This window comes from Terriglobia bacterium, from assembly GCA_036496425.1.
In the GTDB taxonomy this organism is placed as follows: Bacteria; Acidobacteriota; Terriglobia; order 20CM-2-55-15; family 20CM-2-55-15; genus 20CM-2-55-15.
Genome location: DASXLG010000291.1, coordinates 1 through 16,277, shown reverse-complemented (window position 1 = coordinate 16,277; position 16,277 = coordinate 1). Strand labels below are relative to the sequence as shown.

Genomic DNA, 16,277 nt, shown 5'->3' with positions numbered 1-16,277 from the left:
TGCCCGGAATCCGTGTCAAATACTTTCGCTTTGCGCCCGACTTCTTCTATCCTCCTGTCATGCTCAAACCCTTTCAAGCCGCAACACTGCTTATTCTCTGTGTCCTGTGCGTCGGCATGGGCGCACAGCAACCTCCGGCGAAGTTTCATCTGCAGGAAGCGACGATCACGAGCATCCAGCGGGCGATTCAGGCGAAACAGATCACCACGAGTGGTCTGGTCGAGCTCTATCTGAAGCGCATCAAGGCGTACAACAACACTTGCGTGAACGAGACGATGGGAATTCTCGGTCCCATAACGACCATTCCGCACGCGCGTCAGATCAACGCGCTCTCGACGCTCAATCTGAGGCCGGCAACGCGGAAAGCCTGGGGTTTCGACGACCGCAAAGCACGCAGCATGACGGACATCGCCGATGCGAATCCCAACATGCCGGATGCTTTGGAAGTGGCGGCCGCCCAGGACCGGCAGTTCCGGCAGACCGGCAAACTCGTTGGCCCGCTCCAGGGAGTCGTCATGGCCATCAAGGACCAGTACGACACATTCGACCTGCGCACGACGTCGGGAGCCGACGCGGACTATGCCAACGATCGCCCGCCGGCCGATGCGACGTTTGTCAAGCGGCTGCGGGACGCCGGAGCGATCATTCTCGGGAAGGCCAATCTGGCGGAATATGCCGTTGATGGCGCACGCAGTTCATTTGGCGGAACCTTCTGCAATCCCTACGACACGGAGCGCGAGCCGGGAATGTCCAGCGCAGGCTCAGCAAGTTCTGTCGCGGCAAACCTCGTGACCTGCGCGATCGGCGAAGAAACCGTTGTGTCGATCCGTTGGCCCGCCTCGGTGAACAGCCTGGTGGGCCTGGCGCCGACAGAGGAACTTGTCAGCCGCAAGGGAATGATGGGCGCCGGCCTGAGCATGCGTACCGGTCCGATCTGCCGTAGTGTTCCAGATGCGGCAAAGATATTGAACGTGATCGCGGGCTACGATCCTGGTGATGCGCTCACGGCCTTCAGCGTTAGCCGAAAGTCTGCGCAACCGTATTCCGATTTCGCCTCGACAACCCGTCTGGATGGCCTGCGGATCGGCGTTATCCGGGAGTACATGAGCAAAAAGCTCTTCTCGAAGGCGGATGAGGAGAGTATCGATATCGTGGAGCGCGCCATCGGCGATCTCCGCAAGCTTGGCGCAACCATCGTCGATCCCGGCCCCGAGGGCGCATTATTTCAAACCTGCATCCCTCGTTATGCGCCGGAGCTCCTGGACTCTGCTTTCACGCGGCAATACCGGACGCAGTTCCCTGTCAACGCCGCCGGCCAGCCGGCTACAGATCAGATTGCCTCACTTCTGCGCATGCACGCCGACCCGGAAGAAGTCCCGGCGGATCTCTCGCTCCGTACACTCAACGGACTTGGCGCCCAGGGCGAAGGCAAATACATGATCAACCGGTATCTACAGGAGCGCGGCGATGTAAACATCAAAAGCAATGCGGACCTGATTTCGAAGGCGCGGTTCTACAATGATCCGAATTTTCCGGATCGCAAACAGGCGCGGGAGCAGGCGGAGCGCGCCACCGTACTCGACACGTCGGGACGTCTCCAGACAAGATTTGCCCTTCAAAATCTGCTTTTGCAATGTATGCAGGAACAGCGGCTCGATGCGCTGGCGTCTCCGATGTCCACCGTTCCTCCGCGAAAGCTCACTTCGCCGCGCGAGCCGGTGGCGAATGGCCGCAATCCCATCGGCTGGTCCCTTATCGGCCAGCAGGGATTTCCCGCCATCACAGTGCCCGCTGGATTTACCACGCAGGTGTGGGATCGTGAGCGGGACGCAGACGGCGGCACACGCCTTACCGGCCCGATCCCGGCGCGTTTGCCGGTCGGCGTCGACTTCATTGCACGTCCATTTGATGAGGCAATGCTGTTGCGCATCGCCTCCGCTTACGAGACAGCCACGAGGCACCGGCAGCCGCCGCCGGAGTTCGGCCCGCTGCCCGGTGAACCGTGAGGTTATTCGACGCGGGCGGGAACGAGTGCTCCCAATGCCCAGCCGATGGCGCCGGCAATGGCGCCGATCACGCAATTAGCGATGAACGTGATCGTGCGCGCAACCATGGCAGGTCCGAATAAGAGCGTGGCTCCGGGTTGATTCAGCGCTGCTCCAAAATTGAAGAGGGTGTTGACGCCAGCGATGTAGGAAAAGGCCGTTCCCACAAAGATCAGAATCTGCGCCGCAATGACTGCGAAAACCACCGCCGTCATCGAACCGCCGATTCCATATCCCCGATAGCGGTGGCCGACAGCGCCCCACAGCAAGCCGACGTGAACTTCGAGAATGACCATCGAGAACAATCGGTTAGCAAGGTCGTAGGTTTGCTTATTGACGCCCATCGCAGCGCCGAGCGCCAGCCTGCCCACGAAAAAGATCACAAAAAGGACAATCGGCAGGCGCACAAACTGAAGTTTTTCTTTCATGGACTCCGAAGTATCGCAAAAAGTAACGGCCGACATCCACCTTTCTCGTTTGTTTAGCCGCAGAGGACGCGGATGACGCAGATGTGGCGCAAAAAACTACTGATGAGGCGCCCCATCTGCGTCATCCGCGTCATCTGCGGCTAAACCGTTTGTCTTCGGCAGCCTTGTCAGCGTATTCTCAGCGGACGCAACCATAAAGGAGAAGTTCATGCGTGTTCTTGCCGCCGCGTCCGTTCTAGTTGCCAGCGTTCTTGCCAGCGCTCAGGCGCCGGTGCCCAATCCGACCAACAAGACCGGCGTGATCGGTTTGATGCACGCCATTCATTCGGTGAACGATGCCGCCAAAACGCTCGCGTTTTATCAGGCAGTTTTCAGTGTGAACGGCCGCGTGGCCCCGTTTCAGAGCACAGGCCCGCAGATTCTGACGAACTCGCCCGGCGCCACCTTGCAGGTCGCCATGACGCAACTGAGCGGCGCCTTCAGCTTCGAGTTGACGCAGTTCGGCAACATCGAAAGAACGCTGAACCAGCGGCCGGATATCGCGGACCCGGGCGCGCCGATGATGAAGATCATTGTCCGCGACCTCGATTCCATCGTGGCGGCGGCGAAAAAAGAGAACGCTCCGATTATCACGAAGGGCGGCGAACCGGTGATGGTTCAAACGTCGATCGGTAAGACCAGGGCCATCATCATGCGCGATCCGGACGGCTACTTCGTCGAGGCGATTCAGGGAACGCCTGCCCCCGATTCACCTCAGGGCCCCGTGATCGGCGCGATCATGGCGCTGACGGTTCGGGACGTGGACGAGACTCTCAAATACTGGAACGGCATTCTCGGCCTTGACCTGCAGGCCGACAAATCATTCTCCAATGACCAGGCGACGCTCGATCTGATGGGACTGCCGAAAGCGGCGTCTTATCGCACGGCCGGCGGACTGATCTCCGGCAGCAAAGCCCGCATCGAGATGATCGAAATCAAAGGCGTGCCGCGAAAAGCATTCGATCTTCGCGTCACCGACCCCAACGCCTCCGGCATGGCGCTCCGTATCGGACACATCCGGGAGTTGCTTGCGAAGATCAAACAGAATAACGGGCGCGTGCTGTCGCGCAATGCAGAACTCGTGGAGTGGAGCGATACCATCCGCAACGTTTTCGTCAAAGATCCCAACGGGCTCAATCTTGAGCTTGTGGGAAGCGCGGACCCGAACTTGTAGAGGGGAAGAAAAACGGAACACAAGAAGCACAAGAGAGGGACACCTTTCTTGTGCCTCTTGTGCTTCTTGTGTTCCTTTTTTCTTCGCCTCTACGGCTGCGCCATCATTTGATCGAAGACGTCCTCGGCGTGATAGGAACTGCGGACGAGCGGACCTGAGAAAACCCAACGAATGCCGAGGGTGCGCCCAATACGCCCGAGTTCGGCGAATTCATCGGGATGGTAATACTTCTTGATTTCGGCATGCTTCATAGAGGGCCGCAAGTATTGCCCGATTGTCAGAATATCAACACCGGCATCGACGGCATGGTGTAACAGCTCGAGAATTTCCTCTTTCTCCTCGCCGAGTCCAAGCATGATGCCGGTCTTAATGAAGATCAGCGGATTCATTTCCTTTGCGGACTTCAACAATCCAAACGACGTCGTGTAATCGGACTTGAAACGGATTCCGGGGTACAACCGGCGCACCGTCTCGACGTTGTGGGAGAAAATATCCGGCCGAGCATCGATAATCGTTCGCACGGAATCGAGTGAACCTTGAAAATCCGGCGTGAGCAGTTCGACCTTCACATTGGAGTCGAGCCGCCGAATCTGGCGGACTGTTTCGGCGAAGATCGAGGCGCCGCCATCCCGGAGATCATCGCGATCGACGGAAGTGATCACGGCGTGCTTCAGTTTGAGATCGGCGATTGCAGCCGCCACTCTACCCGGCTCCAACAAATCGAGTTCCGTGGGTTTTCCGCTGGTGACGGCGCAGAAGGCGCAGGCGCGCGTGCAGATATCGCCGAGGATCATGAAAGTAGCGGTCCGGTGCTTGCCCCAGCATTCCGCGATGTTCGGACACATCGCGTCCTCACAAATGGTGTTGAGCTTGTGCGAGCGGAGGATGCGGCGGACCTCCATGTAATTGTCGCCGCCGGGAATTCGTACTTTCAGCCAGTCCGGACGGTTGCTCATTATTCGAAGTATACAGGGGACGGAACACAAGAAGCACAAGAGGCACAAGAAAAGGCGTCCTTTTCTTGTGCTTCTTGTGCTTCTTAATCTTCCGTTTTCTAAATATGGATCGCGGCGCCGAATACCGCTTCGGCGGCTTCGTGTGTGGCTTCGGTCAGAGTGGGATGCGCGTGGATGGCATTCACCAGGTCTGCTACAGTGCCTTCAAGGGCCATCGCAGCGACAACTTCTTCGATCATCTCCGTCACCGAATTTCCGATCATGTGGGCGCCCAGGATTTCGCCGTATTTTGCATCCGCAACGATCTTGACGAAGCCTTCGGATGCGTCTTCGATTTTGGCCTTGGCAACCGCGGTAAATGGAAATTTTCCGACTTTGACGGTGTGCCCGGCTTCTTTGGCTTTGGCTTCGGTGAGCCCGACGCTCGCAACCTGGGGATCGCAATACGTACATCCCGGCACCTGGTTGTACTTGATGGGCACGGGATGCTTGCCGGCGATCTTTTCAACGGCCACGATGCCTTCCTGGGAAGCGACATGCGCAAGCAGAGGTGAAGGCGTCACGTCGCCGATGGCGTAGACGCCCTTCACGCTGGTTTCCATATACGGGTCAACCTTTACAAACCCGCGCTCCATCGCTACACCAAGCTTGTCGAGCCCGATGTTGGCTGAATTCGGACCGCGGCCGGTCGCCATCAGCATCTTGTCGACGGTGTATTTCTTGACCTCGCCCTTTTCGGTTTGAAACGTGATTTCGACGGCGCCATCCTTAACCTGTGCGCTCTCGAGTCTGGCTTTGGTATAGACTTCGATGCCCTTCTTCGTGAAGACGCGTTTCAGTTCCTTGGATACTTCCTCGTCTTCGACGGGGACCATATTCGGCAGCACTTCAATCAGGATGACCTTGGTACCGAAACTGTTGTAAATCGAAGCGAATTCCACGCCGACGGCGCCGCTCCCGACGATGAGCATGGATTTCGGTACCTCTTTGAGCTCGAGAACTCCGATGTTGCTGAGGATGTTCTTTTCGTCGAAGTTGTACCCGGGCAGCGATTTCGCTTCGGAACCCGTGGCAATAATGATGTTCTTTGCCTCGACTTCGGTTGAAGCGCTGTCGCCCTTCACCAGGATTTTTGCCGGGCTGACAATCGTGCCGTAGCCCTTGAATACCGTGACCTTGTTCTTGCGAAAGAGGAAATCGACGCCTTTGGCGTTTTTATCGACGATATCGTTCTTTCGATCCTGGATCTTCGCCCAGTCGATCTCGACATCGCCGGTCTTGAACAAGCCCTGCTGTTTTGCCCGCTTGATCTCCTGAAAAAGATGAGCGTCGCGCAGCAATGCTTTGGTGGGAATGCAGCCACGCAGAAGGCAAGTGCCGCCGTATCGGGAGTCTTTCTCGATAACGGCGGCCTTGAGCCCGAGCTGCCCCGCGCGGATAGCTGCAACATACCCGCCGGGACCTGATCCGATGACCGCGACATCAAACGGTTCAGCCATATTCGTCTCTAGAAAATGTCGAAATGTTCCTCGTGAAGCAGCGGATCGGATTTCACAACGATATCTTTCTTCGTCCAATCCTCGATCTCATTCAATGATACGAATTCGCCGCTCTTGAGGGCTTTACCAATCTCCGGATTGACGCGAACCGTGATCTCCTTGCCGTCAAACATGTGCACCATCTTCTTGATTTCCTGTTGAATCTCGTAGCAGATCGTTTCCGGCGTTTTGGACCAGCCGGCGCCGTTGCAATACGAACACGGACGGCAAATGGTTCGCTCCAGCGACGGTTGCGTCCGCTTGCGGGTGATCGCGACGAGGCCGAAATCATTGAACTGAAGAATCTTGGAAGGGACGCGGTCGGCCCGCACGGCTTCCTCCAACGCGGCCATCACACGCTGGCGATTTTTCTTCTCTTCCATGTCGATGAAATCGACGACGATGATCCCGCCGAGATTCCGCAGACGGATCTGCCGGACGATTTCATGCACCGCATCGACGTTGGTCCGGACGATCGTATCTTCGAGCCGGTTGGACTTCCCGACGAACTTCCCGGTATTGACATCGATGGCGACAAGCGCTTCGGTCTGGTTGATCACGATGTAACCGCCCGACTTCAGCCAGACTTTCGGCCGCAGCGCCTTATCGATTTCGCTGTTTAAGCCGTACTCTTCGAAAATCGGCGTGTCCTTGACGTGCAGCTTCACGCGATTGACGAGCGCAGGCTGGAATTTGCTTACGAAATCCAGGACGGTTGCGAATTCGGCCTCGTTGTCGAGCCGGATGGCGCGGTAATCCTGCGAGAGTTGATCGCGAAGCAGCCGCTGCACGAGGTTCAGGTCGCTATGAATCAGCGCCGGCGCGGATTTCTTCTCGCTTTTCGCGCGAATGTCGGTCCAGAGATTGCCGAGGAAGCGGATATCCTGAACGAATTCGTCTTCACCGCGGCCTTCGGCAGCCGTGCGGACAATGAAGCCGCCCGGCAGACCGTTCCGGTTTTCGTGGATGACCCGCTTCAGGCGCAAGCGCTCTTCGTCGGAGGCAATCTTGCGTGAGACTCCGACATGATCGACGGTCGGCATATAGACGAGATATCGTCCCGGCAGCGCGATATGCGAAGTGATACGCGCGCCCTTCTTACCCAGGGGTTCTTTTGAAACCTGTACCAGGATCTCCTGACCTTCGCGGAGCAGTTCGGAAATCATCGGGCCGGCTTTCGGGGAGCCGCTGCTGATTCGGTGCTCGTCGATTCTTGCGGGCGGTGGCCCGCCAGGTCCGCCGGGTCCGCCTGGCCCGCCACGTCCTCGGCGGGGGCGGCGATTCGAAGAACGATGCGCGAACGGAAAATTGTCCGAACGATCGGTGATACGCGCACTGCCTTCTTCATCTTTATGGGGCGAACTCTTCTGTTCACCTTGCTCGGGCGCGGCTGGAAATGCGGCCTCGCGCTGAGCCGGAGAATGTTCGGCATGCGGCGCGTCGGAACCCGCCTCCGAAGGCGGCTCTTCTGCGACGGCGCCGAGCGGCGCATTCCTGTCCTCTTCCGCTTCGGGCCCGGGTTCGCTGCGGTGAGATACCTTCGAGAGGGATTCGCCCGGCAGCGCTTCCAGCTTGCTGCTAAAGGTGCGCTCTTCCGGACGGCTTTCATAGGACTTGTTTTCAAAGGAGGGAATCTTCGGTTTCTTTGGACCGCGGCGGTCACGATCACGGTCACGGTCTCCACGGTCCCGGCGGCCTCGTCCGCCGTCACGGCCGCGCCGCTCGAATTCATCCGGCGCGGGAGGGCCACTGGGACGCTCGCGTTCACCTTCGCCCAGCGATTCTCCGGGCAGAGCCTGGATAGCAGCGACAGGGACGACGGCCTCCGCAGCGGGCTCCGCTTCTTCAGACTCTTCTGCATCTGCCGCAGCAGGGCCCGGAGCGGGAACAGACGGAGCGGGAATAGACGGGGCGGCAGCTACCGGTTGGACGGGCGGCAGCGGTGCTGCTTTTCCACGTCCGCCCTCCTGCAGTTGAGCGACTTCGTCTTCAACCGTCGAAACGATCTTGTCGTATTCTTCGATATCTTCGAAAAAGTCGGAAACATAGAGGAACGCATCGCGCTCCAGACCGATGTCTACAAATGCGGACTGCATCCCGGGCAGGACCTTTGTGACCTTGCCCTTATAGATGTTGCCGACGATACCCTGGGAGCGGTAGCGCTCGATGTAAAACTCAACGAGCTCGTCGTCCTCCAGGATGGCGAGTTTGGTCTCCTGCTGTGTCGTGGAGATGATCAATTCTTTCTGCATCGGAACTCCTGTGCCCGTTTATGGCGCCGCACAGGGACACGTCGAGACACCTCGCCGCAAGGCAAATGTCACGTATTGTCATGGAAAACTCCTGTGCCCGGAGGAGCGGGAAATCTCATCCTGCTCAACTCTTAAACGGGCCAAAACTTTTTTTAAATCTTTGACGCGTTAGTTAAATAGCGAACGTCCACGTTCGCTGAATCAATAAAAATGGTCAAACCGCGCCTGAACCGCAATATAACATGCTCCGGTCAATTCACGTAACGGCAGCGGCGGACGCTCATCACCAGCCCCAAAGCAACATAAGCATTCAGGACAGACGATCCCCCATAGCTCAGGAACGGAAGCGGTATCCCGGTAGTCGGCATGAATCCGATCACCATTCCGACATTGACAATGAGGTGGAAAAAGAAAACTCCGACAACGCCCATCACAATAAACAGCCCCAGATTGTCGCGCGCCGTCTGCGCATTGTATACCGACCGGAAAATGATGAACGACAACAGACCAAGCGTGGTCATGACGCCGACGAACCCTAACTCCTCTCCCACGACCGAAAAAATGAAATCGGTATGGCGGGTTGGCAAAAATCCCAAGGTGTTTTGAGATCCGCGAAACACCCCCTTGCCGAGCAGTCCACCGGAGCCGATCGCAATCTTCGATTGCGTCACCTGGTAGCCCTTGCCGAGGGGATCTCTATCGGGATCCATGAAAGTCAAAATACGTTCCTTCTGATACGGCTTCAGAACCATCCACGAAACCGGAAGGACCAGAACAAACCCCAGAACCAGAGAAACCAGCGCGACCGGCCGTATGCCGCGGACAAACAGCCCGACGGCGATCACCGGCAGATAGGTCAGCGTAGTCCCCAGGTCCGGTTGCAGCAGAATGAGTCCCATCGGAACCATAACAATCGCGCAGGCTTTGACAATCTGCGCGAACGTCATGTACTTGCTGCTTCGCAGCTCCGACAGGTATCTCGCCAGAGCAACCACGACAATCATTTTGATCAATTCCGAGGGCTGAAACGCCAGAGATCCGAATCCGACCCAGCTTTTCGAGCCGGAAACGCGATGACCGAGGACCAGCGTATAGAGCAAAGCGCCGAGCCCGAGCACATACAGCCACGGAACGTGTTCCGAAATGAGGTGATAATCGATCGCAGAAATGACAAATAAACAAACGACGCCGAACGCCACCCACGCCAATTGACGGAGGCTGTACGTCGATGCGCCTTGCGCCATGGTGGCGCTGTAGATTTCGGTGATGCTGATAACCGACAGCAGCAACGCGGCAGCCAGCAAAAGCCAGTCGAAGTCCTGCCAGAAACGCTTCGACTTGAGGGGAACGATCATTCAAACAATCCTATAACTATTGGAGATTCGAGATTAGAGATTCGAAATTGGAAATTTGAAATCCGATCTCCAATTTCGAACTTCCGATTTCGAATCTCCAATAAAATCATTTCGCCGCAATCGTGGCCAGCTTGCCATCGAATTGCCCGATTTTCTTTTTGTAATACGTGTCCAGGACGGCGTGCGCAACCGGCGCGGCCGCTTCGGAGCCCCACCCGCCGTTCTGAATGATTGTGGCTACGACAATCTCCGGATTCCGATATGGCGCGAATCCGACGAACCATGCATTTTCTCTGCGGTCTTTATTAGTCTTTCCGGCGTCTTTTCCGCCCACAATCTGCGCCGTTCCGGTTTTCCCGCCCACTTCGAAACCGTTGACCCTCGCGTTACCTCCCGTGCCACCCTGTTCGTTGACCACGCCCCACATGGCTTGCGTCACGAAGTCGACGGTGGATTCCTGAATCGGGTAGTCTTCTTCGACCACCTCATTAGCCGGGAATCCAAGCTTTTTCAACTCTTGCGGATTAACCAGATGTGGCTGCTTCAGGCGGCCGCCGGTCGTGAGTCCACCCATGGCCCAAGCGACCTCAATTGGAGTGATGTTGACATAGCCCTGTCCGATGGCGACAGAGATCGTTTCGCCTTCATACCACTTCGCTTTTAATGCCTTCAGCTTCCATTCCCGAGACGGAATCAGGCCTGTCTCTTCATTGGGTAAGTCCACGCCGGTCTTTCGTCCGAGTCCCATCATTTTCGCGTATGTCGAAATATTATCAATTCCCAGTTCTTTTCCGACGTTATAGAAATAGATGTCGCATGAATGGACAATTGCTTCATGCAGGTCGAGCGTTCCGTGGTGCTTGTCACATGCAAAGGAGCGCCCGTAGAACACTTCGGAGCCGCCACAGAAAATGGTACGCAATGGATTCAAAGTTCCTGCCTCGAGGGCGGCAGCCGCCTCGAAAACCTTGAATACCGAGCCCGGCGCAAACTTGCTTTGAATGGCGCGGTCGAGCATCGGTTTACGCGGGTCGTCCGCCAGGCTGCGGTAATCCGCCGCGGAAATTCGCGTGGCAAACAGATTGGGATCGTAGGCGGGCTTACTCACGAACGCGAGAATTTCGCCGTTTCGCGGATCGAGCGCCACAACCGCGCCCATCTGATCGCCGACGGCGTCTTCTGCGGCGCGCTGCAGATCGAGATCGATCGTCGTCATCAAGTCGTTGCCCGCGGTGAACGGTTCTTCATCCAGCTTTCCCATTTCGCGGCCGAAGTTGTTGACGATGACCCGCTTGAATCCGTCCTTCCCGACGAGCACATTGTTGTACTCGCGTTCCAGACCTGTCTTTCCAACCTGGTCGCCCGATTTGAAGTCCACGAAATCCGGCGTCGCCAGCTCGGCCTCGGTGACTTCTCCAACATACCCCATGGCATGTGCCGCCATTTGATCCTGCAGATAACGGCGGCGCGGCTGCAGTTCGATGCTGATTTCCGGCAGTTCGTACTTATGCGCCTTCACGTATGCGATGTCGCCTACGGAAACATCTTCCTTCAGAATGATGGGCCGGAATTTCGGATCGTGTTTCTTGTGGTTGATACGGTCCATCAGCTCGTCCTTCGACATGGTGACGCCTTCGGCAAGCATGGCGGCGGTCTGTTCAACCGTGTGAGGACTGTTCTCGCGAATCAGAATGATGTCGTATGAAGGCCGGTTGTCGGCAAGAACCCGATGGAAACGATCAAAGATACGGCCGCGTGGCGCGCGCAGCGGAATTTGCCGGATTCGATTTTCTTCCGCGCGCTGCTCGTAATATCCGGACTGCACGACTTGAGCGTTCCAGAAACCGAATGCAAGCACAAACAGGATTGCAATGAAACAATATGAGATGAAACTTGCGCGCCAACGAAGCAGCGACGCCTCTTCACGTTCTAGCATCGGTCCACCGGTCGTGATATCCGAATAAAACCAGTCCAAGCAGCGTATTGAATGTCGCTGATAGTAGCCATCTGCCCAGTGCGCCACTATAGATCGCGCTCGATCCTGTTGGACTCACCATTAAACCAAGAATAGTAACCAGTATGCCATCCCCTATGCTAAACAAAAACAAAGCAAAAATGCGGGTAATCGGCTGATCGACGGCGAACTTGGACACGGCAGAAGCGGCGAAGAACCCGATGAGTGTCTTACTCAAGCCGTTGGCGCCCAGAACGGCGCCCGAAAGGCTGTCCTGCATGAGGCCGAGCGAACTGCCGATCAGGATCGATGCAATCGGGTTACCCAGGGTAAAACCGTAAAAGACGGAGCAGATCAGGGGCAGGTCAAAGTACCCGAAGACCTTGAATTTAAAGGATAAAATGCCTTGAGTGACGACCACGGCAATCAGCGCGATCGCGAACTTTCCGATGATCGCAAGCGTGCTGATTCGAGTCATGGAATAGTCAGTCGCCATCTACTTATTCAACATCGAGTGTTCATGGCGCCGGCGGCCCGTAAACCGGATCGGCATCGACAGCTTGAGACCTCTCCGTGATGCACAGAACATCTTCCAAACGGCCGAGATCGGCAGTGGGGCGGATTTGCACTGCCCGGATCAGCCCCCCGGCGCGACGGTTGCCGACATTGGTGATGATGCCCATCGGCAGGCCTTTGGGATAAATCCGATCCTGCCCGGACGTCAGGAATTTGTCTCCCGCTTTCAGTTCGTTGTCGTCATCGATGTAATCGAGATCCAGCTCAACGCCGCCGGTGCCGCGAACGATGCCCTGCCGCCTGGTGGATTCCAGCATTACGCCGACCGCGCCCTGAGAGTCCGTAATCAATTGCACGATCGAAAAGAAATTGCTGGACTGAATCACGCGTCCCACAATTCCATCCGCGGTGATCACCGCGGAATCGGGTTTCACTCCGTGGGCGCGTCCTTTGTCGATCGTCACGGTCTGGCTCCTTGAAGCGTCGCGGCCGATGACCCGGGCCACCACCGTCTTGCCGATCCCGGAATCCTGGAGACCGGCGAGCGCCCGCACCCGATTCGCTTCGAGCACGGCTTCGTGATTGCCCGCAATCTGCATACGAAGCTCGTCGTTTTCATGTTTCAGACGCTGGTTTTCGTCGTGAAGGCCGATCAGCGCGATGTAGTGGTCCCACACATAGAGAACGCCGTATGAGGACCGGTCGACGAGCTTCTCCATCGGAGCCAGCGAGTCGAGAATCCACATTCGAACAAAACTCGTGTCGATGCGGCGCCGGCCCTGCAGCGAAATGAGGCCGGTGTGAATGATGAGAGCAGCCGCAAGCACGATCCAGACAGGTTTTTTGGATTCGACAACGGTTCGGCTCATCCAAGTTGTTAGTTGATCGCGATTTTTCTCAGCAGATCGAAGTCGCTTAACATCTTACCTGTACCCAGAACCACGCACGACAATGGATTTTCCGCCAACGTTACGGGCAGCCCGGTCTCTTCACGTATCCGCTTGTCGAGGTTCTTGATCAGCGCACCTCCGCCGGCAAGCACGATGCCGCGATCGGCGATATCTGCCGAGAGTTCGGGCGGCGTGCGCTCGAGCACGACGCGGATCGAATTCACAATGATGTTGATGCACTCATCGAGAGCCTCGCGGATTTCCTCGTCCGAGACGATCACGCTTTTCGGAACCCCTTCCATCAGATCGCGCCCTTTGATTTCCATCGTGCGGGGCTGCTCCAACGGATAAGCAGATCCGACCTCGATCTTGATCTGCTCCGCTGTACGCTCACCGATGAGCAGGTTGTATTTCCTTTTTATGTATTGCGTAATCGCTTCATCCATCTCGTTGCCGGCGGTTTTGTCGGAACGGCTGTGAACCACGCCCGACAAGGAAATGACGGCAATTTCCGTGGTACCGCCGCCGATGTCGACGATCATATTTCCCGATGGTTCCGTGACCGGCAGTCCGGCGCCGATGGCGGCCGCCATTGCCTGTTCGACAAGATGGGCCTCGCTCGCCTTTGCGCGATACGCCGAGTCCTGTACGGCCCGCTTCTCGACCTGCGTGATTCCTGACGGTACGCCGATCACGATTCGCGGGTGAACCAATACCTTCCGGCTGTGGGCCTTCTGGATGAAATACGTCAGCATCTTCTCCGTGACCGTGAAGTCGGCGATGACGCCGTCTTTCATCGGCCGTATGGCGACGATGTTGCCCGGAGTCCTTCCAAGCATTTCCTTGGCTTCCTTACCGACAGCTTCCGGCTGGTTTGTGAGTTTGTTGATGGCAACAATGGAGGGTTCGTTGACGACGATGCCACGGCCTTTGGCGTACACCAGAGTATTCGCTGTGCCCAGATCGATGGCAAGATCGCTGGAAAACAAACTAAACAGCGGGCGAAAGTTCATGGAAGTTTTTGGGCTCCTTAGTTCTTGAGGAGAAATCTTAATTCGATCAAGCACCTACCGGGCAGGGGTTGAGACCGAGATGTCTGTGCATCATACCAGAAATCCATTCCCCCACGGTATCACTCCTAAATTCTGTTACCATAGTCGTTTTGGAGGACCGTTTATGTTGGATTTCATGAGGCGCCAGCAATCGAACCTGAAGTGGATCTGGATCATCCTCATATTCGTTTTCAGCGTCAGTCTGGTGGCCCTGTACATCCCGTTAGGAGACCTCCCAAGCGTTAATCTGACCGGCGACGTCGCCTCGATTGGCCACGATAGCATCAGTGCAAAGGAATTTCAGACGGCATATCGAAATTATGTCGATCGCATGCGCGGCCAGATCAACCCCGAGATGTTGAAGGCATTCCGGTTCGACCGCCAGATCATGGATGCCCTCGTCACCCGCCACGTGGTTACCGAGGAAGCAAAACGTCTGGGTTTGAATGTCACGCCCGCGGAAATCGAACAAAAGATTCTGGAAAACGCTGTTTTCCGGGAGAACGGCGCGTTCATCGGCCAGGACCGCTATCAGGCGATCCTGGCTCAAAACAATCTCACCGTTGAAGACTTTGAGTCCAATGTCGCAAACGAGATTCTCACCGACAAGCTGAAAAGCTTTATCACGGCGGCCGTCAGTGTCAGCGACAAAGATGTGGAAGAGGAATACAAACGCCGTAACGAAAAGGCCAAACTCGATTACTTTGTGATCGATGCATCCAAGCTCGAAAGCAAAGTCACGGTTTCGGATCAGGACGAGAAAGACTATTACGAGAAAAACAAGGCGAAGTACACGGTCCCGGAAAAACGGAAAGCCAGGTACATCTTTCTCGAATCGCTTAAACTGCGGGCCGATATCAAAGTCACGGACGATGAACTTCGCCAGTACTACGAGCAGCATAAAAACGAGTACACGCTTCCGGAGCGCGTGAAGGCCCAGCACATCCTCTTCAAGACGCAGGGAAAGACCCCTGAAGAGATTGCAAAAATCAAAGAGAAAGCCCAGATGGTGCTGGAACGCGCCAAGAAGGGTGAAGACTTCGGCATGTTGGCCAAGGAGTATTCCGAAGACGCCACGGCCAAGAGCGGCGGCGATCTGGGCGATTTCGGACGCGGACAGATGGTTCCGGAGTTTGAAAAAGTGGCCTTCAGCCTGGGTGTCGGTGCAATCAGCGACCTGGTGCAGTCACAGGCCGGTATCCATATCATCAAAGTGAACGGCAAACAGGAAGCGCGGGTGCGGCCCTTCGAGGAAATGAAGGAAGCCATCCGTCCGATCGTGGAAACGCGCAAGGCCGAACAGAAAGCGAGCGACCTGGCTCAGCAGATTGCGGTGGATCTTGTGAATAACAAGAACCTCGACGCGGTCGCCGCGAAGTACAACGCACAGGTCAAAGAAACGCCTCTCGTGGAGCAAGGCACACCGATCCCCGAACTCGGCAACGCTGCCGAACTCGAAAAAAAGATGTTCGGGATGGCCAAGGGGGAGATTGGAACTGCAGTTCAGGTGGATCGCGGCTTCGTCGTTCCGCAGCTCAGCGACATTGCTCCGTCTCATCCGGCATCATTCGATGAGGCTCGGTCCAAGGTCGCGGAAGACGTCAAGACCGAAAAAGCCAAGCAGCTTGCGGCGGACAAGGCGAAGCAGATTGAGGACATGCTGAAGAGCGGAAAGGACCTGGCCGCTGCGGCAAAGGCCGTCGGCGCTGATGTGAAAACCAGCGACATGCTGACCCGCGGCGCATCCCTCCCCGAATTCGGTTCGATCGCAGAACTGGATAAGGAAATGTTCACGCTGCCGCTGGGCAAACCCGGCTCACCGGTAACGGTGGCAGGCAAAACCCTGGCTTTCGATGTCAAGGAACGCAAGGAAATCAGTCCTGACGAGATGAAGAAGTCGCTGGATATGGTTCGCAACGAGATGCTGCCGGAAAGGCGCGACGAATATTTCAACGCCTACATTCAGGAAGTGAAGAAGCGGATGGAAACCGGCAAGCAGATCAAGATCAACGATTCGGTCGTCAATCAGCTCGCCCAGCAGATCTCTTAAGCTTTAAGTCTATTGCCGGTTGGATCAT

General features: G+C 56.4%; 12 protein-coding genes. 3 read left to right on the top strand and 9 right to left on the bottom strand.

Annotated elements, in window-relative coordinates; all coding sequences use genetic code 11:
• Window positions 1-59: 59 nt before the first annotated feature.
• Complete coding sequence (locus VGK48_21070) at window positions 60-2,006, top strand: amidase (GenBank protein HEY2383675.1); 1,947 nt, start codon at window positions 60-62, stop codon at window positions 2,004-2,006.
• A 2-nt stretch (window positions 2,007-2,008) separates the two neighbouring features.
• Here VGK48_21070 and VGK48_21065 read toward each other — a convergent pair whose 3' ends face one another.
• Window positions 2,009-2,473 carry a hypothetical protein gene (locus VGK48_21065; GenBank protein HEY2383674.1) on the bottom strand — a complete coding sequence of 155 codons (465 nt, stop codon included), beginning with the start codon at window positions 2,471-2,473 and terminating at the stop codon, window positions 2,009-2,011.
• 208 nt (window positions 2,474-2,681) lie between these two features.
• Here VGK48_21065 and VGK48_21060 point away from each other — a divergent pair, with 208 nt between their 5' ends.
• Window positions 2,682-3,686 (top strand): VOC family protein, encoded by a 1,005-nt coding sequence (locus VGK48_21060; protein ID HEY2383673.1) that lies wholly within the window; start codon window positions 2,682-2,684, stop codon window positions 3,684-3,686.
• 89 nt (window positions 3,687-3,775) lie between these two features.
• Here the strand turns inward: VGK48_21060 and lipA are convergent, their stop codons facing one another.
• The 8 genes from lipA to VGK48_21020 all read right to left on the bottom strand — a co-directional run bounded on the left by lipA (window position 3,776) and on the right by VGK48_21020 (window position 14,160).
• On the bottom strand, window positions 3,776-4,642 hold the full coding sequence (gene lipA / locus VGK48_21055) for a lipoyl synthase (protein HEY2383672.1): 867 nt from the start codon (window positions 4,640-4,642) through the stop codon (window positions 3,776-3,778).
• A 98-nt stretch (window positions 4,643-4,740) separates the two neighbouring features.
• A complete protein-coding gene (lpdA, locus tag VGK48_21050) occupies window positions 4,741-6,141 on the bottom strand; it encodes a dihydrolipoyl dehydrogenase (GenBank protein HEY2383671.1) in 1,401 nt (466 codons plus the stop codon).
• 8 nt (window positions 6,142-6,149) lie between these two features.
• Window positions 6,150-8,432: an Rne/Rng family ribonuclease gene (locus VGK48_21045; GenBank protein ID HEY2383670.1), complete on the bottom strand. Its 2,283-nt coding sequence runs from the start codon at window positions 8,430-8,432 to the stop codon at window positions 6,150-6,152.
• Window positions 8,433-8,683: 251 nt separating this feature from the next.
• On the bottom strand, window positions 8,684-9,787 hold the full coding sequence (gene rodA, locus VGK48_21040; protein HEY2383669.1) for a rod shape-determining protein RodA: 1,104 nt from the start codon (window positions 9,785-9,787) through the stop codon (window positions 8,684-8,686).
• A gap of 106 nt (window positions 9,788-9,893) precedes the next feature.
• Window positions 9,894-11,723: a penicillin-binding protein 2 gene (gene mrdA / locus VGK48_21035; GenBank protein ID HEY2383668.1), complete on the bottom strand. Its 1,830-nt coding sequence runs from the start codon at window positions 11,721-11,723 to the stop codon at window positions 9,894-9,896.
• On the bottom strand, window positions 11,710-12,237 hold the full coding sequence (gene mreD, locus VGK48_21030; GenBank protein HEY2383667.1) for a rod shape-determining protein MreD: 528 nt from the start codon (window positions 12,235-12,237) through the stop codon (window positions 11,710-11,712). Before mreD ends, mrdA begins: the two co-directional genes overlap by 14 nt.
• Window positions 12,238-12,259: 22 nt before the next feature.
• A complete protein-coding gene (gene mreC, locus VGK48_21025) occupies window positions 12,260-13,126 on the bottom strand; it encodes a rod shape-determining protein MreC (GenBank protein HEY2383666.1) in 867 nt (288 codons plus the stop codon).
• An 8-nt stretch (window positions 13,127-13,134) separates the two neighbouring features.
• Complete coding sequence (locus VGK48_21020; GenBank protein ID HEY2383665.1) at window positions 13,135-14,160, bottom strand: rod shape-determining protein; 1,026 nt, start codon at window positions 14,158-14,160, stop codon at window positions 13,135-13,137.
• Window positions 14,161-14,323: 163 nt separating this feature from the next.
• Here VGK48_21020 and VGK48_21015 point away from each other — a divergent pair, with 163 nt between their 5' ends.
• Window positions 14,324-16,249, top strand: a complete 1,926-nt coding sequence (locus VGK48_21015) for a peptidyl-prolyl cis-trans isomerase (GenBank protein ID HEY2383664.1) — start codon at window positions 14,324-14,326, stop codon at window positions 16,247-16,249.
• Window positions 16,250-16,277 lie beyond the last annotated feature (28 nt).

Bases quoted from the DNA above. Each gene is read 5' to 3' on its own strand.
- mreC (HEY2383666.1), bottom strand. From the start codon at position 13,126: ATGAGCCGAACCGTTGTCGAATCCAAAAAACCTGTCTGGATCGTGCTT.
- mreD (HEY2383667.1), bottom strand. From the start codon at position 12,237: ATGGCGACTGACTATTCCATGACTCGAATCAGCACGCTTGCGATCATC.
- VGK48_21065 (HEY2383674.1), bottom strand. From the start codon at position 2,473: ATGAAAGAAAAACTTCAGTTTGTGCGCCTGCCGATTGTCCTTTTTGTG.
- VGK48_21070 (HEY2383675.1), top strand. From the start codon at position 60: ATGCTCAAACCCTTTCAAGCCGCAACACTGCTTATTCTCTGTGTCCTG.
- mrdA (HEY2383668.1), bottom strand. From the start codon at position 11,723: ATGCTAGAACGTGAAGAGGCGTCGCTGCTTCGTTGGCGCGCAAGTTTC.
- VGK48_21045 (HEY2383670.1), bottom strand. From the start codon at position 8,432: ATGCAGAAAGAATTGATCATCTCCACGACACAGCAGGAGACCAAACTC.
- lipA (HEY2383672.1), bottom strand. From the start codon at position 4,642: ATGAGCAACCGTCCGGACTGGCTGAAAGTACGAATTCCCGGCGGCGAC.
- VGK48_21015 (HEY2383664.1), top strand. From the start codon at position 14,324: ATGTTGGATTTCATGAGGCGCCAGCAATCGAACCTGAAGTGGATCTGG.
- VGK48_21020 (HEY2383665.1), bottom strand. From the start codon at position 14,160: ATGAACTTTCGCCCGCTGTTTAGTTTGTTTTCCAGCGATCTTGCCATC.
- lpdA (HEY2383671.1), bottom strand. From the start codon at position 6,141: ATGGCTGAACCGTTTGATGTCGCGGTCATCGGATCAGGTCCCGGCGGG.
- VGK48_21060 (HEY2383673.1), top strand. From the start codon at position 2,682: ATGCGTGTTCTTGCCGCCGCGTCCGTTCTAGTTGCCAGCGTTCTTGCC.
- rodA (HEY2383669.1), bottom strand. From the start codon at position 9,787: ATGATCGTTCCCCTCAAGTCGAAGCGTTTCTGGCAGGACTTCGACTGG.